22 protein-coding genes and 1 pseudogene are annotated in these 20,425 nt (G+C 66.5%); 8 read left to right on the top strand and 15 right to left on the bottom strand.

The genetic code is table 11. The annotated features are described in order from the left end of the window. The 13 genes from OXS27_RS28665 to OXS27_RS28605 all read right to left on the bottom strand — a co-directional run. The coding region (locus tag OXS27_RS28665) for a hypothetical protein (protein ID WP_267360771.1) at nt 1–594 on the bottom strand (594 nt) is incomplete at its 3' end. Nucleotides 595–988: 394 nt separating this feature from the next. Continuing rightward, the gene (locus tag OXS27_RS28660; protein WP_267360769.1) at nt 989–1,705 is read right to left on the bottom strand and encodes an HWE histidine kinase domain-containing protein; all 717 of its coding nucleotides are present in this window, start codon (nt 1,703–1,705) and stop codon (nt 989–991) included. 225 nt (nt 1,706–1,930) lie between these two features. After that, on the bottom strand, nt 1,931–3,220 hold the full coding sequence (locus OXS27_RS28655; protein ID WP_267360767.1) for a methyl-accepting chemotaxis protein: 1,290 nt from the start codon (nt 3,218–3,220) through the stop codon (nt 1,931–1,933). Between the two features lie 107 nt (nt 3,221–3,327). Continuing rightward, complete coding sequence (locus OXS27_RS28650) at nt 3,328–3,729, bottom strand: response regulator (RefSeq protein ID WP_267360765.1); 402 nt, start codon at nt 3,727–3,729, stop codon at nt 3,328–3,330. A 51-nt stretch (nt 3,730–3,780) separates the two neighbouring features. Then, entirely contained in the window at nt 3,781–4,545 is a 765-nt protein-coding gene (locus OXS27_RS28645; RefSeq protein ID WP_267360763.1) for a ParA family protein, read from the bottom strand. Next, nucleotides 4,542–4,787 carry a hypothetical protein gene (locus tag OXS27_RS28640; protein WP_243918468.1) on the bottom strand — a complete coding sequence of 82 codons (246 nt, stop codon included), beginning with the start codon at nt 4,785–4,787 and terminating at the stop codon, nt 4,542–4,544. Before OXS27_RS28640 ends, OXS27_RS28645 begins: the two co-directional genes overlap by 4 nt. Continuing rightward, nucleotides 4,787–7,381 carry a chemotaxis protein CheA gene (locus OXS27_RS28635; protein ID WP_267360761.1) on the bottom strand — a complete coding sequence of 865 codons (2,595 nt, stop codon included), beginning with the start codon at nt 7,379–7,381 and terminating at the stop codon, nt 4,787–4,789. The genes OXS27_RS28640 and OXS27_RS28635 overlap by 1 nt, the downstream gene beginning before the upstream one ends. Continuing rightward, nucleotides 7,378–7,749, bottom strand: a complete 372-nt coding sequence (locus OXS27_RS28630) for a response regulator (protein WP_243918464.1) — start codon at nt 7,747–7,749, stop codon at nt 7,378–7,380. Before OXS27_RS28630 ends, OXS27_RS28635 begins: the two co-directional genes overlap by 4 nt. Before the next feature lies 1 nt (nt 7,750). Further along, nucleotides 7,751–8,614, bottom strand: a complete 864-nt coding sequence (locus OXS27_RS28625) for a CheR family methyltransferase (RefSeq protein WP_267360759.1) — start codon at nt 8,612–8,614, stop codon at nt 7,751–7,753. A gap of 12 nt (nt 8,615–8,626) precedes the next feature. Continuing rightward, on the bottom strand, nt 8,627–9,226 hold the full coding sequence (locus OXS27_RS28620; RefSeq protein WP_243918460.1) for a HEAT repeat domain-containing protein: 600 nt from the start codon (nt 9,224–9,226) through the stop codon (nt 8,627–8,629). A gap of 19 nt (nt 9,227–9,245) precedes the next feature. Further along, complete coding sequence (gene cheB / locus OXS27_RS28615) at nt 9,246–10,298, bottom strand: chemotaxis-specific protein-glutamate methyltransferase CheB (protein WP_243918458.1); 1,053 nt, start codon at nt 10,296–10,298, stop codon at nt 9,246–9,248. 49 nt (nt 10,299–10,347) lie between these two features. Beyond that, nucleotides 10,348–11,901, bottom strand: a complete 1,554-nt coding sequence (locus OXS27_RS28610; RefSeq protein WP_267360756.1) for a chemotaxis protein CheW — start codon at nt 11,899–11,901, stop codon at nt 10,348–10,350. Nucleotides 11,902–12,047: 146 nt separating this feature from the next. After that, on the bottom strand, nt 12,048–13,139 hold the full coding sequence (locus OXS27_RS28605; protein ID WP_267360754.1) for a methyl-accepting chemotaxis protein: 1,092 nt from the start codon (nt 13,137–13,139) through the stop codon (nt 12,048–12,050). Between the two features lie 60 nt (nt 13,140–13,199). On the opposite strand from OXS27_RS28605, the pseudogene OXS27_RS28600 reads away from it, so the two are divergent. From OXS27_RS28600 to OXS27_RS28575, 6 genes and pseudogenes are all read left to right on the top strand, one after another. Continuing rightward, nucleotides 13,200–14,413 (top strand): annotated as a pseudogene (locus OXS27_RS28600) (integrase arm-type DNA-binding domain-containing protein). Further along, nucleotides 14,403–14,960, top strand: a complete 558-nt coding sequence (locus tag OXS27_RS28595; RefSeq protein WP_267360753.1) for a hypothetical protein — start codon at nt 14,403–14,405, stop codon at nt 14,958–14,960. The pseudogene OXS27_RS28600 and the gene OXS27_RS28595 overlap by 11 nt, the downstream one beginning before the upstream one ends. Nucleotides 14,961–15,073: 113 nt before the next feature. Next, nucleotides 15,074–15,298: a helix-turn-helix domain-containing protein gene (locus OXS27_RS28590; protein WP_267360752.1), complete on the top strand. Its 225-nt coding sequence runs from the start codon at nt 15,074–15,076 to the stop codon at nt 15,296–15,298. A gap of 313 nt (nt 15,299–15,611) precedes the next feature. Next, the gene (locus OXS27_RS28585) at nt 15,612–16,433 is read left to right on the top strand and encodes a hypothetical protein (protein WP_267360750.1); all 822 of its coding nucleotides are present in this window, start codon (nt 15,612–15,614) and stop codon (nt 16,431–16,433) included. Then, complete coding sequence (locus tag OXS27_RS28580; protein WP_267360748.1) at nt 16,430–16,663, top strand: hypothetical protein; 234 nt, start codon at nt 16,430–16,432, stop codon at nt 16,661–16,663. The genes OXS27_RS28585 and OXS27_RS28580 overlap by 4 nt, the downstream gene beginning before the upstream one ends. A 77-nt stretch (nt 16,664–16,740) precedes the next feature. Further along, complete coding sequence (locus tag OXS27_RS28575; protein WP_267360746.1) at nt 16,741–17,904, top strand: AAA family ATPase; 1,164 nt, start codon at nt 16,741–16,743, stop codon at nt 17,902–17,904. Between the two features lie 446 nt (nt 17,905–18,350). Here the strand turns inward: OXS27_RS28575 and OXS27_RS28570 are convergent, their stop codons facing one another. Continuing rightward, a complete protein-coding gene (locus OXS27_RS28570; RefSeq protein ID WP_267360744.1) occupies nt 18,351–18,572 on the bottom strand; it encodes a hypothetical protein in 222 nt (73 codons plus the stop codon). Between the two features lie 68 nt (nt 18,573–18,640). After that, a complete protein-coding gene (locus tag OXS27_RS28565) occupies nt 18,641–18,883 on the bottom strand; it encodes a DUF6522 family protein (protein WP_267360742.1) in 243 nt (80 codons plus the stop codon). A gap of 304 nt (nt 18,884–19,187) precedes the next feature. Here OXS27_RS28565 and OXS27_RS28560 point away from each other — a divergent pair, with 304 nt between their 5' ends. Continuing rightward, entirely contained in the window at nt 19,188–19,490 is a 303-nt protein-coding gene (locus tag OXS27_RS28560) for a hypothetical protein (protein WP_267360740.1), read from the top strand. Continuing rightward, the coding region (locus tag OXS27_RS28555; protein WP_267360738.1) for a hypothetical protein at nt 19,487–20,425 on the top strand (939 nt) is incomplete at its 3' end. The genes OXS27_RS28560 and OXS27_RS28555, both read left to right, overlap by 4 nt.

The following is a 20,425-nucleotide window of genomic DNA, read 5'->3' as shown; positions in this document are numbered from 1 at the left end:
CAGGATCAAGAGAAACAGCGAAACAGCCAGGAGGCGATGATCCCGGATCAGCGCATCGCGGCTCAGTGTCATCATCGTGTACAGGCAGATGATGAGGCTCGTCATGCAGCAGATTTGCGTAAAATACGACCGGATTTCGGTCATATTATAAGAAGACACCGGGGACGTTACGATCATAAACGCACAGATGATAATGTAATTTTTGTTGTTGGGATATCGTCGACATACGGCCGTCGCGAGCAGAAGGCTTGCGATCAGCGGTAAGAAGTTCATCAATCGACGAACCAGGATCGAATCTCCAGCCCATGTTTGTACGAGCCAGTTCACCCCGGTAAAGAAGGGTGGGTGGACGTCGATCAGCCAGCGCTCTCGGACGGCCGCCGTCAGCGGCACATCATGCTTGGAAAGCCAGAGCGTCCAGAATTCATCGAGCCACGGGCCACGCTGCCAAGCCGCCCAGACGGCGATGACTGCCATCAGCACGAAAAGACATATGTTTGTCGCCGTGAACAGTTTCAGATTTCGATCCTGCATCCTGTCGGTCGGCCACGCCAGCAGGCTTGATCTTCCTACGCCCTGTGCTGCAATCCTCATCGACGGTTCCTTATCAAGAGGTTGCATACCCTGACCTGCTGAAGCAGCCCTGATGCAAGGGTCGCTTCTCTTAAAGATCGAACGCCTGACAATAAATATTTGGCGCAGAGTCTCTCTGATGGATCGTGACGCATGGCACGATCCAAAGGAATGGCATGGATTTGTAATTATATTCGAGAGCGTCTTGCTCGATATTCGCCCACGGGTCAACAACGCCAGCGGCTGCTGTGGATGATGCGCTTGCACGTATGTCCAACAGCCTGTCGTCAACCATTGAGCCCCAGTACCGTTCGGGATGGCGCGTGCAATACCGGGCACTACCCGAGCGGGAGCGGTCCGATAGGCAGTTCGGCCGAACGATCGGTGGCGGCCTCAGCGGGGTTCGAACGCGGCTCTAGAAGCTTGCGCCGTCGTCGTCATGCTCCGGCTCCGCCGCGATCAGACGCCCGATCTGAGCCGTGAACGGGATCCGGAGGCTGCAGCGCAGGCCGTCCGGCCCGTAGGTCAGGACGGTGCGTGCTTCGAGCTCGTAGCCCAGCATGTCTTCGAGGAGCGTCATGCCGAAGCCGCGGTGCGCGGGTTCCCGGATCGCCGTCCCGCCGGTCTCGTGCCACAGCAGCGCAAGGATCGGCCCGGACTCGCCCGGTTGCATCTCCCACGTCACCGTCACGCGCCCCTGCGGCAGGGCGAGGGCCCCATGTTCGATCCCGTTGCTCGCCAGCTCGTGCAGCGCGAGCGCCAGACTCAGGGCGGGCTTCGGCCGGAGGCGCACGCGCGGTCCGGCGATCGTCGCCTGATCGCCCTCGCGCAGGAGGTGGACCATCAGCTCATCCGAAACCAGGGAGTGCAGATCGACCTCGCCGAGCACATCCGTGGTGGATTGGACCCGCAGCAGGGCGCTCAGGCGCCCGTCCAGATGGGTGACGTAGGTCTCGACATCGGTGGCGCTCTCGGCGGACCGATGCATGATGATGCGCAACGTCGCCATCGTGTTGAGCAATCCGTGCCGCAGACTGTCGGGCATGCCGGCTTCGTCGAGCAGGCGGCGCAGGCGGGCATTGTCGGCGCGCAGGGCGGCGAGCTGATCCGCCAGGTCCCCAGGTTCGGTCATGTCGCGCCTCCGTGGCAATCGGATATCTGCGCAAGTCGGCGTAGGCGCGTGCGGTTCATACGGGCGCGAAAAGGACCGGTTCGGCGCATGGCGTTGCGGCGGGTGCCGAACCGGTAAGCCCGGAGATTCTGTGGATGAACCGGTGGGAGCGATGCGCGGACGCTCTGGGATCCGCAACCGATTCTGGACGGTTGCGACCCGGGTCAGAATAACGCTTCGGGATCTTCAGAACAGCTCGATATCCGGCGCATCGGCGTGCGCGGTCGCTTGGCCCAGGGCCTGCGCGTCGACGCGGTGCTGGATCTGCGTGACGTAGCGCGACCGCGCCGACTCCAGAATGGCGGCGGGTCGGACCGGTGCCTCGGGCTCGTCCCCGCTCAGGCTCTGCCTGAACCCGTCGAGACACGTCTCCAGCATCGCGTTCGACTCGTCGATCGCTTCGATCTGCTGGCGAACCACGTCCTGGAACTGCACCTGCCCGAAGACCGACAAAACCTCGTTGCCGACCGCGCCGGTCAGGGTCGCGATCTCTGAGAAGTCATTGCGAACCATACCGAGCAGTACCTCGGTCGTCGTCTGAGCGATGCTGTCGAGTTCGGTCATCAGGGCCTGGAGACGCTCCTGCTCGGTGCGCGTCCCGTCGGCCCCGTGGTCGATGGTGAGCACCTGGCCAATCGTCCGCTGCACGTTCGTGACCTGAAGCCGGGCCTCCGCCATGGCCGTCTGGGACGCCTGGGCGAGATCTTGGAGTTCCCGGGCAATGACCTTGAACCCGGCCCCATGGATGCCGGCCCGGCTGGCCTCGATATTGGCGTTGAGGGCGAGCATTCGGGTCGAGGCGCCAACCTTCTCCAGGGAGACGATCAGGGTGTCGAGGCCGCGCATCTGCGCCGCCGCGGCGTCGACCGCACTGCGCTCCGCCCGGGTCTCCCGCAGGCGTCCGTCGAGGTAGGTTCCGAGCGACCGCGCCAGCGTGTGCAGGGCGGTGTCACTTTGCTCGGCGACGCCGACGATCCGCTCACGGGTGTCGTTGATGCAGACGGCGCTGCGGTTCTGCGCCGCGCTGAGCGCTTCCAGGGATGCCATGATCGCCGAAGCCGCACCTTCGGTCTGCCCGACGATGCTGCGCAACTGCTCGCGCGTCACGGCGAAGAAGGGTTCGAGGTCGGCCAGATCCTGCGCGACATCCCGCGCCACGCCCTGTGCCGCCACATCCGGCGCCCCCTCGGCTGGCCGGCTCGCCGCCGATTGCGACGCATGCCACGCGGCTTCGTCGGAAGCGGCGGTGGCAGACTGATGCCCGAGCGGCACAGCCGACGGGAGCGGGACCGCCGGCCGCTGCAGTGCGCGCGTCACCAGGCCACCGCAGACGGCCGACGCTGCCGCGATCACGAGATGGACCGGCTGTGCCGCGCCGAGGATCAGCGGCAGAACGCCGATGACACAGCCAGCGCCGCCGCTGATCAGGAGCGTCTTCATCTCGATCTTGAGGATGGCGGGGGCCGCGGTGTGCATCGATGGAATCAGTCGCTCCGGCTTGGTCGGCAGCACGCTACCGGACGAGGGCCGAAGCCCGCGTGCGGAGTTCGGCAAAAGGCGCCAGCTGGGTTAGCCCCTTGAGGTCAGGCGGCGATGGCCTGGAGCGACGGGGCGACCTGCTTCACGACTTGCAGCAGCTTGTCGGCCTGGACCGGCTTCACCAGCCAACCGGTCGCACCGGCCTTGCGCGCCTCGTCGCGCTTCTCCTGCTGGGACTCGGTCGTCAGGACGAGCATCGGCGTGAAGCGTGTCTGGGTGAGCTTGCGCAATTCCTGGATCAGCTGAACACCGTGCATGCCGGGCATGTGATAGTCCGTGATGACCAGAGCAGGACGAAGACCGGCCTGGACCTGCGCGAGAGCATCCTCGGCATGCATGGCTTTGACCGTAATATATCCAGCGCCTCCGAGAATACCCACCATGCTGGACAGGATCGTCGGAGAATCATCAACAATCAAAACCTTGTGCATTGCCTCGCCTTCCACTTCTACGGTCGCAGTTTACAATCGTTTTAACTTTGCCAGCAATAGGTGATTTTAGATCGCAAAGACTTTTTCCATGACGTGACTGCATAGCACGTCATAATCCTGAATCGCCCGTGACCTTGGCTTGAAGTATTTGAGCGGCATTTCGCGCCCGAATGCCTCCGCGAGTGCAATGTCCGAGCGAATGCCCGGCAGCAGGCGTTCGCGGCCGAACCGGGCCTCGAGCCGCTGCAGCGCTTCCCGCTGCATCGTGATCCGCAGATCGATCTGGACCGGCATGATCGAGAGGCCGCGCAGGTCCGGGTTGAGTGTCGTGGCGACGTGGAAATACGAGCGGGCGAACTGCCCGACCCCATCGACGGCGAGGTGATGAAGCTGGGTGGGGACGAGGACGTGATGCGCGCTCGCCAGGGCGTTGATCAGCAGGGCGTCGGCGGTCGGCGCGGTGTCGATCAGGGTGATCGCGTAGGAGGCGGCCAGGGGCTTCAACGCCGTCGCGAGACCCAGGGGCACGACGGCGCCGTCCGGGCCCGAGAAGCCGCGGTCGGCCGGCAGGATGTCGATCTGCGGCACGTTCGTGACGCGGATGGCGTCGCGAAGATCCACCGCCCCGGTGCCGCGGTAGAAATCGTGCACCGTCGGCTCGCCCGATGCGGCTCGCACGCCGAAGCCCAGGCCGGTATGACCCTGCGTGTCGAGGTCGACGAGCAGCACCCGCAGGCCGCGCGCCGCGAGGGCGGCGGCGAGATTCACCACCGTGGTGGTCTTGGCGGTGCCGCCCTTGCGATTGGCGACCGCGAGGATGCGCGCGCTCATCCGGCCTCCGCCGCAGGAAGGCCGGCAAGGCAGGCCGCCGGCACCAGACCGTCCGGGCGGCCGCGCAGGGCAGGGGTCGCCACCATCAGCACCTGCAGGACGGCGGTGTGGAGCCACGCGGCCTCGGTGAGATCGACCGTCGCGTCCGGTGTTGCCCGGAGGACGTCGAGCAGGGGCTCGGCATCCTCGACCGAACAGTGCCCCGTCAGCCGGATGGTTGCGCCGTCGTGTTCGAGGGGCATCAGATCAGATCCGGAAGGTTGAGGACCAAGAGGACCCGGCCGTCACCGAGCAGCGCCGTACCGGAGAAGCCCACGAGGCCGGCGAGCAGCCCGTCCAGGGGCCGCACGATCACCTCCATGCGCTCGCGGAAGCCGTCGACCACGATGCCGATTCGCTCGCGCCCGACCCGGGCGACCATCACGGCCTCCTCGTCGGGCGGGGCGCCCGTCGCGGGGGCGAGACCGAGGCTGTCGGCGAGGCGAACCAGGGGAATTACCGCGTCGCGCAGCACGAAGGTCTCGCGCTGCTTGATCCTGTGGATCTGGCCAAGCGGCACCTTCACGGTCTCGGCCACCGCATCCATGGCGACCCCGTATTGCTGGCCGCGGGCCTCCACGGTGACGATCCGGGTCACCGCCATGGTCAGCGGCAGTTGCACGGTCACGCAGCTACCCTGGCCCAAGCGGCTCGCCAGCCAGACGTCACCGCCCGCCTTGCGGACGGCATTGCGCACCACATCCATGCCCACCCCCCGGCCCGACAGGTCGGAGACCTGCTCCTTGGTCGAGAAGCCGGGGGCGAAGACGAGGTTGACGATCTCATCCGCCGTCATCTGGGCGGCGTGATCGGGCGTGATCAGGCCGACACGCACCGCCTTGTCGCGCACCACGTCCGGATCGATGCCCTTTCCGTCATCGGCCACCTCGATGATGACGTTGACGTTCTCCTGGCGGGCCGAGAGGCGCAGAGTCCCCTGGGCCGGCTTGCCGGCGGCCAGCCGCTCGGCCGGCGTCTCGATCCCGTGGTCGAGGGCGTTGCGGACCATGTGGATCAGCGGGTCGGCGAGGCTCTCCAGGACGTTCTTGTCGGCCTCGGTATCCTCGCCCTGGATCACCAGCTCGGCCTCCTTGCCGAGCTTGCGCATGGTGTCGCGCACCAGCCGGGGGAAGCGCTGGAACACTTGGCTCACCGGCATCATGCGGATCGCCATGACGCCGACCTGAAGGCTCTGGGCGATCCGATCGATGACCGCGTATTGCTCCTTGATCTCCCGCCCGAGCTGCCGCGAGCCGCTGACCTGCTCGACCCGCCCGGCGAGGTAGGCGAGCCCGTTCTTGGCGACCGTCAATTCGGCCGCGAAGTTCATCAGGGTGTCGACCTTGGCCTGATCGACCCGGAGCATCCGCGCCGGGGCCGCGCCAGATCCTGCGCCATTCTCTGACGCCTCTAAGGGCGGGCCGGCTGCCAGGGGCACCGTGGGCGGTGTGGACACGGCCGGCTTCTGGACCGCCTTCGGCGCTGGGACGACAACGGCCGCCGATACCGTGTCTCCCCCTTCCCGAAGGACGGCGCGGAGCGCGGCCGCATCGCCGGGTTGGGCGAGGGCGGCGTTCAGCGCCTGCGCCCGGGCCGGGGCGAGGTGCGGCAGGCAGCGCAGAGCCACCGTCCGCACCGACTCGCGCCGCCCCGCATCCAGCGCCGCCTCGACCGGAACGTCCAGCATCTCGGCCTGGGCCGCCAGGATCGCCTCCGCCCGTTGCAGCAGGGGCGCGTCCGTACCGGGTGAGGCCGGCGCCGCAGCCGTGGGCGGGGCCGTCATCGCGGCGGGCACAGTGCGGGCGGGCGCCGCGCCGTCGATCGCTGCGACGAGGCGCTGGAGCGCATCGGCGTCGGCGGTCGGGGCCAGGGCCGCGATCCAGCGCAGGGCGGCGGCCTGCCGGGTCGCTGGGCCGATGATGCCCAGCAGCGCAGCGGCGGCGGCCTTGAGCTCCGCCCGCGCCTCGGTCGCCACCAACGCCCGGGCCCGGACGCCGAAATCGCCGAACACCTCGGCCGTGTCCTCCGGGCCCGCCAGGATGACGAGAGCGTCTTTGGTGATCGGGCTCAGCTGCACCTGATCGCTGACGTAGCGCAGATGTTCGGACAAGGCCTCGGCAGGGGCGGCGCAGAGCGCCTCGAAGCGCAGCCAGCTCAGGACGGGGTCGCAGAACTCGGGCGCGGGCACGGTCTCCCGGGGCAGCACGCGCACGCCGAGGAGTCCGGGCGCCTGTTCCACGAGGTGGGCCGGATCGTCGCCGCGGAAGAAGCAGGTCTCGTCAGGCTCGTAGCTCCAGGCGATCAGAGGCCCCCCCGCCGCGTAGGCGGCCTGGCGCACGGACTCGGGCAGGGCGCCGATCCAGTCCGGCGCCGCCTCGCTGGCCACGGGGCTGGCCGCGGCCGCCGGGCCACCAACTTGGAGCCAGGCGCGCAGGGCCACAACCCGGCCCGACATCGCATCCGCGGCGTCATCCGGAAGGACCTCGCGGGTCTCCAGCGCGTCGATCCAGTGGCCGACGAGATCCAGGCTGTCGAGGAGCCCGTCCACGATCTCGGGCTCCAGGGCGAGCTGGCCCGCCCGGACCTCCACCAGCAGATCCTCGGCCGCGTGCACCAAGTTGGTGAGCGGCGCGATATCGAACAGGCCGGACGTACCCTTGAGGGTGTGGACCGCCCGGAAGATTTCGTCGAGGGCCTCGGCGCTATGCGCCTTCTCCAGAGCCAGCAGGCCGCTTCCGGCGCGCTCCAGGAGTTCGCGCGCCTCCGGGATGAACTGGGCGAGCAGGGCGTTGGTCACGGCACGACTCCAGCCATCACGGTGGCGACCTCGGTCAGCACCTCCGGGCGCACGGGCTTGACGAGGTAGAGGTTGGCGCCCGCCGCGTAGGCACGCTCGCGGTCCTGCGCCGCGCTCTCCGTGGAGATCATCACGGCCGGCACGGCTTGCAGCTCGGGCATCGTCCGGCCCTGGCGGAGGAAGGCGTAGCCGTCCATCTTGGGCATGTTGACGTCGACCAGGACGAGGTCGAAGCTCTCGGCCACGGCCTTCTCCAGGCCCTCGAACCCGTTCACGGCCTCTTCGACCGTGAAGCCGGCCTCTTCCAGCACGTCTCGGTAGTACATCCGCACGGTGGTGGCATCGTCGACCACGAGAATACGGGCCATCCTACGCCTCCGCGCTCAAAGGTTTCTGGTAGACGATCGCCTCGGTGAACTTGCGCAGCTCGAACAGCGAAGACATCCGGCTCATCGATTCCGAATGGCCGAGGCAGACGAAGCCGCCGGGTCTCAGCGCCTCGTAGATCGTCTGGGCGGCATTGCGACGCGAGGCGTCGTCGAAGTAGATCAGCAGGTTCCGGCAGAACACGACGTCGAAGTTGCGGAACTGCCGGGTCGAGAGCGAGTCGGCGAGGTTGACCCGCGCAAAGGCGATCGAGTCGCGGATGTCGGGGATGACCTCGTAGGCGCCGCGCACCCGCCGCGTGTAGCGCTCCAGGGTCGCCTTCGGCACGTGCTGGACCGAGCGGTCACCGTAGAGCCCGCGCTTGGCCTGTTCGAGCACCGTGGTGTCGATGTCGGTGGCGACGATCTCGATGTCGAAGCGGTCGACATCGGGCCAGGTGTCGAGGAGCTGGAAGGCGATCGAGTAGGGCTCCTCCCCGGTGGAGCAGGGCACGGACCAGATCCGCACCGGCTCGCCGGGCCGCTTGTGGCGGGTGACCTCGGGCAGGATCGACTGCACGAGGCAGCGGAATTGGTATTCCTCGCGATAGAAATACGTCTCGTTGACGGTCATCAGATTGACGAGCGTCTGGAATTCCTCGCTGCTGGCCTGGAAGCGGATTGTATTGAAGTAATCGCGGAACTGGGTCTGACCAACGGTCAGCATCCGCTCGTGCAGGCGCTTATCGACGAAGTAGCGCTTGTTATCGGCAAACATGATGCCGGTTTTGCGGTAGAAAAAGTCGGGGAAGCGCACGAAGTCGCTGTCGGTGATGATGGGCGTCGACGGGTTGAAGGGGGTGGTCATGCGGGCCGCCGGTCAGGCGATGCGGCGGCTTGCGGCGCGGGCCGCGTAGGTCAGGAACGGTGCGTCGGGGAAGCGCGCCGCCGCGGCTTCGATCTCCGGGATCATGTCGGGGGTGCCGATCTCGGCGAGCACGTCGATAGCGGCGGCGACGACGTTGACGTGATCATCCTCGGCCAGGACCCGGCGGGCGTAGTCCACGGCCGCCCGATGGCGCAGCGAGACCAGGATGTTTACCGCGAAGATGCGCCGGTCGCTGTCGAGATCCGAGAGCGCCCGGTCGAGGGCGCCGATCACCGCCGCATCCATCTCAGAGAGGGTTTCGATCGCGGCGTTGCGCAGCCAGACATCCTCGGAGCCGAGCAGGTCGAACAGGCGCTCGGCCGCGGCCTCGGTGCCAATGCGGCCCAGCGCCAGCAGAATCGCTTCGCGGACACTCTTGTCCGCCTCCCGTCCGAGCCGGTCGGCCAGCGAGTCGACCGCGTCGGGATCGCTCGCCAACAGGTGCGCCGCCTCCCGGCGTTCAGCAGCCGTCGCGCCGTCCAGGGCCGCGCGCGGATCCCCGGCGGCGGGGGCCGGGGCTGGCGCGGCGGGTTGCTTGCGGACGAGGGCCATGGCGATCTCGGCGACGATCTCAGGATAGCCAGCTGACGAGCTGGCTGGGGATGGTGCGGGCGGGCAGGGTCAGCGTCGCACCGCCCAGGCGGATCAGTTCGGCCGGCATCCCAAAGACGACGGCACTCGACTCCGCCTCCGCGATGGTGCGCCCGCCCTCGGCCTTGAGCGCCGCCATGGCGGCGGCTCCGTCATCGCCCATGCCGGTGAGCTCGACGCCGATCAGGGCCTCGGCGGGCATGAGGTCCCGGGCGCTGCGCACGAGGCGGTCGACGCTCGGATGCCAGCGCAGGGACGGGTCGCTCGGTACCGAGGTCACCGTCAGCCGGCCGAGCTTGCGCTGGATCACCACGTCGGCATCGCCCCGGCCGATATAGACGTGCCCCGCCGCCAGCGGCATCGGACCGGCGACCTCAACCACCTTCAGCGCGCAAAGTCGGTCGAGGCGCAACGCGAAGGGCCCCGTGAACGGCCCGGGCATGTGCTGGGCGATCACCACCGGCCAGGGCAGGTTGGCGGGCAGTTCGGGCAGGATCTCCTCGAGGGTGCGCGGCCCGCCAGTCGAGACCCCGATCAGGACGCAGCCATCGACCCGGGTCGCCGGCTGCGGGACCTTCCGGCTCACGATCTCGGTGTGTCCGCGCCGGACCCGGTCGACCAGTCCGCGGGCGCGCCGCGGCTTGGCCCCGACCGCGCCGCGGACCTTCTGGACCATCTCGTCGCGGGCGTCGGCGATGTTGAGCGATACGGTACCGCCGGGCTTCTCGACGTAATCCACGGCCCCGAGCTGCATCGCTTCGAGGGTCACGGCCGCGCTCTCGCTGGTGAGCGAGGAGATCATCACCACCGGGCGGGGCCGCGTGGTCATGATCTCACCCAGGCAGGTGAGCCCATCCATCTCCGGCATGTTGATGTCGAGGGTGATCACGTCGGGGTCGAAGCGGCCGAGCTGATCGAGGGCGTCGCGCCCATTGCGGGCGGTCTGGACCTCGAATTGTCCGGTCTCCTCGAAGATCATGCGCAGGTGTTTGCGCATCAGGGCGGAGTCGTCGACGATCAGGAGCTTGGGCATCGGGATGCGAAAGTCTGGTCAGCGGTCAGGGTGAAAGGCGAGGGCGGCTTCACGCCGCCTTCAGGTCGGCGACCTCGTGCCGGCTCAGCAGCCGGTCGACGTTCACCATCAGAATGATGCGCTTGGCATCCGCCAGGTTGGCGATCCGCTCGACGGCGTTGTCGTCGTCCTGCGCGAGATCCGGCGCCGGCACGATGGCCGAGCGGGGGATCTTCAGGACTTCCGAGACCGAGTCGACGATGAAGCCGGTCCGCACCCCGGCGATCGCGAACACCATGATCCTCTGGCGGTCGTTCCGCTCGGCATCGGGCAGCTGGAAGCGGCGGCGTTGATCCACCACCGGCAGCACGGCCCCGCGCAGGTTGACCACGCCTTCGATGAAGGCGGGCGTGCGCGGCACGTGGGTCAGCTGCTCGGGCACGCGGACGATCTCGTGCACCGCCTCGATCGGCACGCCGTACTCCTCGTCGGCGAGGCGGAACACGACGAACTGCTCCTCCTCGTCGGCCCGCGCCACCTCGGTCCCGCCGCGCGTCTCCTGCATGGTTCCCTCCTCGACGGCCCAGTCGCCGGACATTTGGGTGGTGTCGAACAGGCGGCCGGCCGACAGGATCGAGACCAGCCGCTTGCCGCCGTTGAGCCGGCAGATCGATTCGACCTCACGCAGCGACCCGCCATTCGCGAGCAGCTCGGGCAGCGGATCGACCACGGCGCGGGCGACCCGCAGCACCTCCTTCACGGTGTCGGTGACGATGCCCACGGACGCGGTCCCCAGGGACACGACGACGATGCGGTTCTGCTCGCCCAGCGGCGCCGCCGGCAGGCCGAACAGGGTGCGCAGGCTCACGAGGGGCAGCAGCCGATCGCGCAGATTGATCACGCCGATCAGGTGACGCTCGGCGTTCGGCAATTCGCTGACCACCTCCGGCACCTGGACGATCTCCTGCACGTGCTCGATCGGCAGGGCGTATTCCTGGCCGGCGAGTTCGAACGAGACCAGCTGGATCTCGTCGGAGGCGTCGCCCTCGGCCCGCGCCGAGGCCACGGCACCGAACTCGGCCGGCCCCTCGGCGTGGCGGCTGCTGCCGCCGCCGCCGCGTCCCGAGCCGCTGCGCTGGAGCAGGCGGCCAAGATCGATGATCATGACCATCCCGGCCGGCCGCTTGATCACCCCCGACAGCAGGTCGGCCTCGGCGCTGGCCGTGAGACCGTCGGCGCCCTCGATCTCGCCGGCTTCGGCCGTGATCACGCTCGCCATCCGGTCGACCACGAAGCCGGAGGTGATCTCCTGGCCGCTCCCGTGGCCGCCGGCGCGGTTGATGACCACCACCCGGGTCGCGTCGTCGTGGCCCCGGTCGGGCAGGGCGAACAGCCGGCGCAGGCTGGCGACGGGCAGGACCGAGCCACGCAGGTTGGCGAGGCCCGCCAGCGCCGGGGGTGCCAGGGGCACCTCGACCATCTCGGGCAGGCGGATGATCTCCTGCACCTCGGCGAGCGGCACCGCGTAGGTTTCGCGCTCGACGTGGAAGGTCACGAACTGCCGCACAGATGCGGCGGCCGACGGATCGTCCGGTGCGGCGGAGGCGGGGACATCGTTGGACATGTCGGATTCCGGACAGGGCAGGGTAGGGTCGGGACCGACCCGGCGGGACGGCCTTTGCGCGGGCGGCCTTTGGCAAAGGCGACCTGCGCGCGGCCGACCCCTGACGGTCGGCCGACGCCGCGACGGCGGCCGGGCGGCGGTGCCCCTTACTCCTGGTTCTGGAGCTCGTCGGCGAGCGAGGCGACTTCCTCGATCGCGGCGGCGAGTTCCTCGGCGCCCTTCGCCTGCTCTCGGGCGGCCTGCTGGGACTCGATGACCGACTGGCTGCCCTGCTGGGCTGCGGTCGCGATCTGGTCGATGCCGCGCTTCGCCTCCTCGATGTTGCGCAGGATGATCTCGGAGCCCTGAAGGATCTTCCGGTTGCCCTCGAGCACCCCCGCCATCTCGTCGGCGGTGGCCTGCAGGTCGCGGGTGATGGCGCGGTTCTTCTCGACCTCGGCGCCGGCGGCCGAGGAGATCGCCTCCAGATCGCGGCTCACGACCACGATCTGATCCTGGATCGCCTTCACCAGATCCTTGATCCGCTCGGCGTTCTCGGAGGAATCCCGGGCGAGGTTCCGGATGTCGGTGGACACCACCATGAAGCCCTTGCCGAACTCGCCGGCCCGGGCCGCCTCGATCGACCCGTTCACCGCCAGCATGTTGGTCTGGATCGCCACCGTGGTGATCGCGTCCACGATCTTGTCGATCTTCCGGCTCACCTGCTCCAGGCCGGCGACCTGCTCGCGGCTCTTGTCGGTCCCGACGAGCGACTGGGTGACACCGGCGACCAGCTCGTCCACCGCGGCCCGGTTCTCCTGAAGCTGGCTGGTGACGAGGCTGCCCTTGTCCAGGGCTTCCTGCGCCCGGGCCTGGGCGATACCGGCGCCCCGCTCGATCTGCCCGATGGCGGCCGACGATTGCTGGGCCGCGGAGGTCTGCTGCTGGGCGCCCCGGTCGATCTGGTCCAGGGCCGTGGTGATCTGCGCGGCGGCGCGGTTGATCTCTTCCACCGCGGAGGCGACCTCCTCGGCGCTCTTGCCGACGTCGGTGGCGTTCTTCAGCTCGTCGGCGAGCGTCGACAGCTCGGTCGAGGCCTGCTCGCTCTCGCCCAGCGCCGTGGTCTGCTGCTCGATGGTCTTGAGCGACTCCTGGCAGGCGGAGGATTGCTCCCTCGCGGTGAAGTTCCCGGGGATCCCAAGGGACCTAGTAAGGTATTGCACAGTCAAAATAATTTGAGACGCGTTGTCCCCGGCCATCCCCTGGCGTTCCCTCAAATTCGCGATTACCATGTGGGTAGATCCGCGGGTGATGACCCCATGCAAGGTAAGCTCACAGCCCTCGGCGTGGCCCGATTGAAGAAGCCCGGAATGTACGGCGACGGGCTCGGACTCTGGCTTCAGGTGACCGGTAAGGGCGCCAAAAGCTGGATTTTCCGGTTCACCCTGCGCGGGCGGTCCCGGGAGATGGGCCTCGGCTCAGCCCACACATTTACCCTCGCGGAAGCTCGCGACCGCGCTCGTGAATGCCGCAAACTGACTGCCGATGGGATCGACCCGATCCAGGCGCGCCATTCCAAGCGTCAGGAGGCAGCGCTAGAGGCCGCGAAGGCCGTGACCTTCAGCAGTGCGCCGAGCAATACATCGACGCCCACAAGGCCGGCTGGCGCAGCGCAGTCCATGCCGCGCAGTGGCCATCCTCGCTAGCCAACCACGTCCATCCCGTAATCGGCGATATGCCGGTGCAGGCGATCGACACCGATTTGATGATGAAGGTGTTGGAGCCGATCTGGAAAACGCGGCCGGAGACGGCGACGCGGGTGAGAGGTCGGATCGAACTGGTGCTGGATTGGGCCGCCACGCGGGGCTATCGGCCCAAGGAGAACCCGGCGCGCTGGAAGGGCCACCTCCAGAACCTGCTGCCGAAGCGGAACAAGGTTCAGAAGGTCACGCATCACCCGGCGCTTCCATTCAAGCAGGTGCCGGCCCTGATGGTCGCTCTGACGGAGCAAGAGACGATCGCGGCGCGGGCGCTCGAATTCACGATCCTGACGGCGGCTCGCTCGGGCGAGGTGATGGGTGCCCGGTGGTCCGAGATCGACCTTGAAGCCGGAACCTGGACCGTGCCGGCCGAGCGGATGAAAGCTGGCGTCAAACATCGAGTACCCCTGACCGCGCCGGCCGTCGCCGTGCTGAACGCGGTGCAGGGGCTCGACAGGACGTTCGTATTTCCCAGCAGACGCAGCGGGCGATCCATCAGCGACAAGTCGCTGCGCACGGCCTTGGACACGGCAGGCGGCGCCAGCGTGACCGTCCACGGCTTTAGATCCTCTTTCAGGGACTGGGCGGGCGAATGCACAGCATTCCCTCGGGATCTGGCCGAGATGGCGCTGGCGCACTCGGTGGGTGACGCGACCGAGCGGGCCTACCGGCGCTCTGACCTGTTTCAGAGGCGGCGCGAGCTGATGGATGCGTGGGCAGGCTACGTCACCCAAGCTTTCGAACGACATCGAGGCAACTCAGATGAGCGATAGAGAAAGGCACAGAAGAGCCATAGAAAAACTTACTTCGAGATCGACCAAATCACTTTCGAAGTCCATCAAGGACAAAACAATTTCGGAAGAAGACGCAAAAATTGCACAAGAAACGCTGCTCAGCGTCCAAATTGGCGCCGGCCTCGCGAAGGCTTTTCGAAATCATCTAATCAAATCGTGCCCTGAAGCAGTCGATCAATTCGACGTCGTTTTGTCCACCTGCATGAAGGGGATGTTTTTCTGCGGAAGCCTAATCGGAACCACACCTGGTAGAAGTAGATCAAGGACAAAAAAAGCCAGAGAGGCTCGATCGGAAGGACGTGATCTGCACCTAGAAGCTATTCGCTATGCTCTGAGCCAGCCGCCTAGCTATCCATTTCAAAAAAACCGGCGTGGCACATCCGCGATTGCCAAACGCGCTTCGAAGGCAGCGAACCAGTGGCTGCTTGATAACGGTCACAAATCCGACCTGACTGATGGCGCGATCCAGAAGAGGATTGAGAGAGATCAAAAAGATCTTCCGCCAACTGACACTTGGCTGAAATGATTTCTGACCACTGACATTTGTCAGAAATTATCGATATTGATCAGCGTCTTAGACAGATCCATTATCCTGACACGTCCTCACGGATTGCTGGGGACTGACTAAGGACAACCGCCATGAACTACACGGTTCAGGGCGCCGCGGGCGAACCGCGTGCGTCGACGGGGAAGCTTTTGCATCGCCGGAAGAAAGCTCAGGAGATGCTCGACACCAGCAACACTACGTTCCACCGGCTCGTCAACGAAGGGAAACTGAAGGTCGTCCACATCGGAGCCTCCAGCTACGTCACAGACGAGAGCTTGCGAGCCTATGTGGCATCACTGATGATGGAGGCCGCGTAGACGAATGGCTTCCAGAAAGGGTGAAGCCCGCACGGCGGTGGCACGCCAGCGGGCTTCGGAATTGTCGTTTCGCACCGACCATTCCGAATTATCACTCGCCCCCTTCCGCGTCCATAGGCTTGCCACCCGCTTCGGGCTCCCGCCCGCTACTGCGGCGGCTCTCGCCGAACTCGCGTTCCCGACCCTCGACACGTGGAGGGCGACGCGATGAGTCTGCCTAATCCGATCCAGACTGCGCTTTATCCAGCTAGCTAGCTCGATAAAGCGCCAGCGCCGCTCCAAGATGCAGTTGGCGGTCATGCGCCGCGCCATGGTGAACACCGTGGCGTTGCAGAAGCCGATGACTCTTCGTCAGCTGTTCTACGCCCTGACGGTCCAGGGCATCGTCGACAAGACCGAACAGTCCTACGCCATGGTCGGCCACCAGCTTTTGAAGCTGCGCCGGGAGGGCGTGATCCCGTGGGCCGACATCTCCGACAACACCCGGTGGTTACGCCGCCCTCGCACCTATCACGGTGTCGAGCACGCGCTGCACCTCACCGCCGAGACCTATCGCCGGTCGGTGTTCTCCCAAGTCGAGGAACGGGTCGAGGTCTGGTGCGAGAAGGACGCGCTGGCCGGCATCATCATGGACGTGACGCAGGTCTACGACGTGCCGTTGTACGTCTCCCGCGGCTTCGCATCCGACTCCTACCTCCATGAAGCTGCCGAGAGCATCTGCGCCGACGGCCGCCCCTGTGTGATCTATGAGTTCGGGGATCACGATCCGAGCGGGGTAGCCGCCAGCGCCGCCACCCAGCGGAAGCTGTTCACCTACATCGATGAGATCGCGGAGGAGTCCGGTTACGACGAGAACGTGACCTTCACCCGCATGGCGGTCACTCCGGATCAGATCCGCATCCTGGGCCTACCGAGCCGGCCAACCAAGCGGGAGGGCAACTCGCACGCGATCGGGTTCGAGGGCGACAGCGTGGAGCTGGATGCTCTGCCGCCGGATGATCTTCGCTACCTCGTGGAGGCGGCGATCAAACGGCACATTCCAGACTCGATGTTGAACGCGCTTCAAGTCGCCGAAGCGTCGGAACGCGATGCACTACGTGCCTTCGCCCGAACCTTTGATGGAGGTCGCGCATGAACGCGCCCTTCCACAGTCCCGAGCGGGCGGCGATGGCCGTTCACACGTTCGATGCGGTCCATGAGGCCGCTTCGATCGCCGAGTCCTATTCCAGGATGGTCGTTGATATGGCGGCGATCGGCGACGCCCGCGCCGTGCGGTACGCGTTGCGACAAGCCGCCGTCGCGCTCGCCAGCGCGGCGGACGCCGCAGCGCTCCTCAGCCCCACCGGCTCGCGTGGAGGTGCCTGATGTCGGAGCGCTCGTACAACGGGCCTTCGACCGACGCTGACCCGTTCTGCGGTTGGCCCGGTCCGGATCCGGACTCTATGCCGGAAGCCAAGCCGGTGATCCGCGCGCAGCCATTCCGGTGGCGGGATCCGACGACGATCCCGCCCCGCGAGTGGGTGTATGGTCGGCACCTGATCCGCAGGTTCCTGAGCACGACGGCGGCGCCTGGCGGCGTCGGCAAGTCTAGCCTCGCGCTGGTCGAGGTTATCGCCATGGTCACCGGCAGACCCTTGTTGGGTGTGTCGGTCCCGAAACCGCTCCGGTGCTGGTATTTGAACCTTGAGGACCCGCTTGAGGAGATCGAGCGCCGCGTCTTGGCGATCTGCCTGCACTACGGGATCAAGCCGGCCGAGATCGAGGGGCACCTGTTCCTCAACTCCGGCCGGACCACCAGCATCGTCATCGCAACCACCACGCGGGAGGGGACCAAGGTGGCAGAGCCAGTTGTGGAGGGGCTGACCCGCGCCATCCTCGATAACCGGATCGACGTGCTGGTGATCGACCCGTTCGTCAGCTCGCACCGGGTCACCGAGAACGACAACGCCGCCATTGATATAGTCGCCAAGGCCTGGAACCGCGTCGCGGAGGAGGGCAGGGCGGCCGTCGAGCTGATCCACCACGTCCGCAAGGGTCAGAGCGGCTCCACGGGCGAGTACACCGTGGAGGACGGTCGCGGTGCCGGCGCGCTCCTCGCCGCCGCCCGCAGCGCCCGGGTGCTCAACCCGATGACCAAGGAGCAGGCGGACCGCGCTGGGCTGCCGACGAACCGTGGCTACTTCCGTGCCGACAACGGCAAGGCGAACCTCGCCCCGCCACCCGAGCGCAGCGAGTGGTTCCACCTCGTGCCGGTCGACCTCGGCAACGGCCCTGCGGACTCTATCGACGGTGGTGATCACGTCGCCGTCGTCGAGCCTTGGCAGTGGCCGGACATGCTCGAAGGCTTGACGGTCGATCACCTCCGCAAGGCCCAGCGCGCGCTGGCAGACGGCCGGTGGCGTGAGAACGCGCAGGCCAAGGACTGGGCCGGCGTACCGATAGCGGCCGCGCTCGGCATCAACCTCGATGTTGCCGGCAAGAAGCGCGTCCAATCCATGCTCAAGGTTTGGATCGAGAACGGCATGTTCGTGGTGGTCACCGGCATGGACGATCTGAGCCGCCCGAAGTCCTTTTTAGAGGTCGGGCAACTGGCCTCAGATTTATAGGTGGAGACCGCTGGATCGTCTCCACCTCCACCTCCTCCCCCTAAAGGGGAGTGGAGAAGTGGAGAAGTTGAGAAACGATCCTCAAGCCTCAACCTCTCAACCTGTCTCCACTCTACCTTGCAGGGTGGAGAACGACGCCAGACAGAACGCGGAATGACGCTCGCAAGCTATCATAGCGAGGGTAATTTGATCGGGCGGCGCTCAGACCAGTGAACCAACATGACCGGCTCGGTGGCGCTGTGCGACCTGTGCTGAGGCTGCCGGAAAGAGTTACGGCACGCACACGACGAGCGGCAGGAAAAATCTGGCGCAGGCACCGCGCCCCCTCGGAAACCCTAGCGGCGGATGCACCATCCGCCAACGACGTCGAATATCGCAACAACGTCAGTAGCTTGAATTACAGGCTCGACCGCTACCCACGCCCCGTCCCACGTTCACGGGCGTTTCTAATCGGAATTCTCGCCGCTCACGGCGGCACTGACCTCGGCCTGTGCAAGAACTTCAAGCCGGGAGTCGGTCACACTTTCACCGGCGGGGCCAAACGTAAACGCGCTCCAGCCCTGTCGGATGAGAAGCCTGTGCCGCTCGAAGGCAACCCAAGCGGAGGCACACAGCAGTTGCTTGGTTTCTCGACCGCGCTTCGCACGGATTGTGTAGGCGTGGCTCACGCTCATCTCCCGCTCGGTTAAGCTGACGCACGCGAACACACTTAGCGTTGGCCCAAGCGCGGCTCAGGTCACCACATCTCTTCGGCGACGAGCACGCCGCTCTGATCGAAGGTGCCCGACCAGCTTCTGTCTTTCAGTCGGACAGTTACACGCGAGAGACCCATGTCCTCGCCCGTCCCCGATGTCAGTTGGGCATCAACTCGCCCCAGCCGGTTCAGGCGCTTCAGCTCAGAGGTGTTCACGCCGAGGCGCGATGACAAATCACGGGGGTCGACCATCCAATCGCCCTCAAGACCAAGATCGAGCCGCATGGAGTAGCCCTCCGACAGCTCGGCAGCAGATGCGGGGCTGAGACTGCTAATAGCACATACCCCACGCATTCCCCTCCCTACCGACGCTCAAATGCGCAGCACATGTCAGAACAGCATCACTAAAAAAGGACGACAGCGAACGCCTGGGAACGGCCAGGAACAATGCTTGTGAATATTCGACAATTCGACGGATCTGACTTATATTCAGCAGATCAAAGCCGGTCAGTCGAATGATAGCCCAAGCACAGCCCGCCACTACTCGCTCGCCTAAGCAGCGCTCGCCAACGGCAGCCGGCCGTTCCTCGTGACCGTGCCGGGCAGCACCGAGGCGGCCAGGCACTACAAGTCCGTGCTGGACGAGGTGGAGGCGGAGCGGGGCGGCAAGGCTGCCATGTCCGTTACCGCTCGCGAGGCGGCCCGCGCCTATGCCGGCCTAGCCGTCGAGCTGGCCAAGCTGCACGCCGCCATAGCGGGCGGCCAGAAGGTCGATCTGGAGGCCATGGGCCAGATCGGCGACCGGATGGACCGGCAAGCTCGCAGGATGGGGCCTCCGAAGGCTCCTGAGCGTCCTGGTGTCCGTGAACGCTACGGAAGGCGCCCGGCATGAACCCGGCCTGCCGACCCCTCTGCACGATGCGCGAGGCCCTAGCCGATCCCGCCATCTTCGGTGAGATCCTGCCCGGTGAGACCTGGGCGCCGTGGCGCGCCATCCTGATCGCCTCCAGGGGTGAGGCGTTGACCGACGACGAGCGGGCGATCTTCACCGCTCTGACCGGCCGCGAGCGCGAGCCAGAGCGCCCTGTCGACGAGCTGTGGGGCATCGTGGGCCGTCGCGGCGGCAAGTCCCGCGCCTTCAGCGTGTTGGGCGCCTATCTGGCCGGGCTGGTGGACTACGGCGCGCTGGCGGCCCCGGGTGAGCGGGTGAAGCTGCCGATCATGGCCTCGACCACGGTCCAGGCCGCGAAGGTGTTCTCCTACGTGCTGGGCGTGTTCACACACTCGGCCGAGATGCAGGACATGGTGGACGGGGATCCGACCGCCGACACGATCCGCCTGCGTGCCGGCGTGGACATTGAGGTCCGCCCGGCGAACTACAAGACGATCCGCGGCGAGACCCTGGCAGCGGCGCTCTGCGACGAGGTGGCGTTCTGGCACCTTGAGAACAGCGCCAACCCCGACACGCTGATCCTCGACGCGATCCGCCCTGGCTTGGCGACGACCGGCGGCCCGCTCTGCGTCCTATCCTCACCCTACGCCGGAAAGGGCGAGTTGTACCGCACCTACCAGCGGGACTACGGCGCCGACGGTGATCCGACGGTGCTGGTGCTGCGGGCCCCGTCGCAGACCATGAACCCGAGCCTGGATCCCGCGGTGGTGAAGCGGGCCTTCACCCGCGATCCGGCGGCAGCTTCGGCTGAGTACGGCGCTGAATTCCGCCGCGACGTGGAGGCCTTCGTCAGTCTAGAGGCGGTGGAGGCGTGCATGCCGGGCGACCTGCGCGAGATCAGCCCGATCGCCGGCACCAGCTACAGCGCATTCGTT

The sequence above is a fragment of the Methylobacterium sp. GC_Met_3 genome, from assembly GCF_026540775.1.
GTDB lineage: Bacteria > Pseudomonadota > Alphaproteobacteria > Rhizobiales > Beijerinckiaceae > Methylobacterium.
Note: the sequence above shows the minus strand (reverse complement) of the source record. Positions and strands in the feature narration are given on the sequence as shown.

Coding starts and splice junctions, on each gene's coding strand:
- OXS27_RS28660 (WP_267360769.1), bottom strand. CDS start 1,705: ATGACCGAACCTGGGGACCTGGCGGATCAGCTCGCCGCCCTGCGCGCC.
- OXS27_RS28655 (WP_267360767.1), bottom strand. CDS start 3,220: ATGCACACCGCGGCCCCCGCCATCCTCAAGATCGAGATGAAGACGCTC.
- OXS27_RS28645 (WP_267360763.1), bottom strand. CDS start 4,545: ATGAGCGCGCGCATCCTCGCGGTCGCCAATCGCAAGGGCGGCACCGCC.
- OXS27_RS28640 (WP_243918468.1), bottom strand. CDS start 4,787: ATGCCCCTCGAACACGACGGCGCAACCATCCGGCTGACGGGGCACTGT.
- OXS27_RS28630 (WP_243918464.1), bottom strand. CDS start 7,749: ATGGCCCGTATTCTCGTGGTCGACGATGCCACCACCGTGCGGATGTAC.
- OXS27_RS28625 (WP_267360759.1), bottom strand. CDS start 8,614: ATGACCACCCCCTTCAACCCGTCGACGCCCATCATCACCGACAGCGAC.
- OXS27_RS28620 (WP_243918460.1), bottom strand. CDS start 9,226: ATGGCCCTCGTCCGCAAGCAACCCGCCGCGCCAGCCCCGGCCCCCGCC.
- cheB (WP_243918458.1), bottom strand. CDS start 10,298: ATGCCCAAGCTCCTGATCGTCGACGACTCCGCCCTGATGCGCAAACAC.
- OXS27_RS28610 (WP_267360756.1), bottom strand. CDS start 11,901: ATGTCCAACGATGTCCCCGCCTCCGCCGCACCGGACGATCCGTCGGCC.
- OXS27_RS28605 (WP_267360754.1), bottom strand. CDS start 13,139: ATGGCCGGGGACAACGCGTCTCAAATTATTTTGACTGTGCAATACCTT.
- OXS27_RS28595 (WP_267360753.1), top strand. CDS start 14,403: ATGAGCGATAGAGAAAGGCACAGAAGAGCCATAGAAAAACTTACTTCG.
- OXS27_RS28590 (WP_267360752.1), top strand. CDS start 15,074: ATGAACTACACGGTTCAGGGCGCCGCGGGCGAACCGCGTGCGTCGACG.
- OXS27_RS28580 (WP_267360748.1), top strand. CDS start 16,430: ATGAACGCGCCCTTCCACAGTCCCGAGCGGGCGGCGATGGCCGTTCAC.
- OXS27_RS28575 (WP_267360746.1), top strand. CDS start 16,741: ATGCCGGAAGCCAAGCCGGTGATCCGCGCGCAGCCATTCCGGTGGCGG.
- OXS27_RS28565 (WP_267360742.1), bottom strand. CDS start 18,883: ATGCGGCTCGATCTTGGTCTTGAGGGCGATTGGATGGTCGACCCCCGT.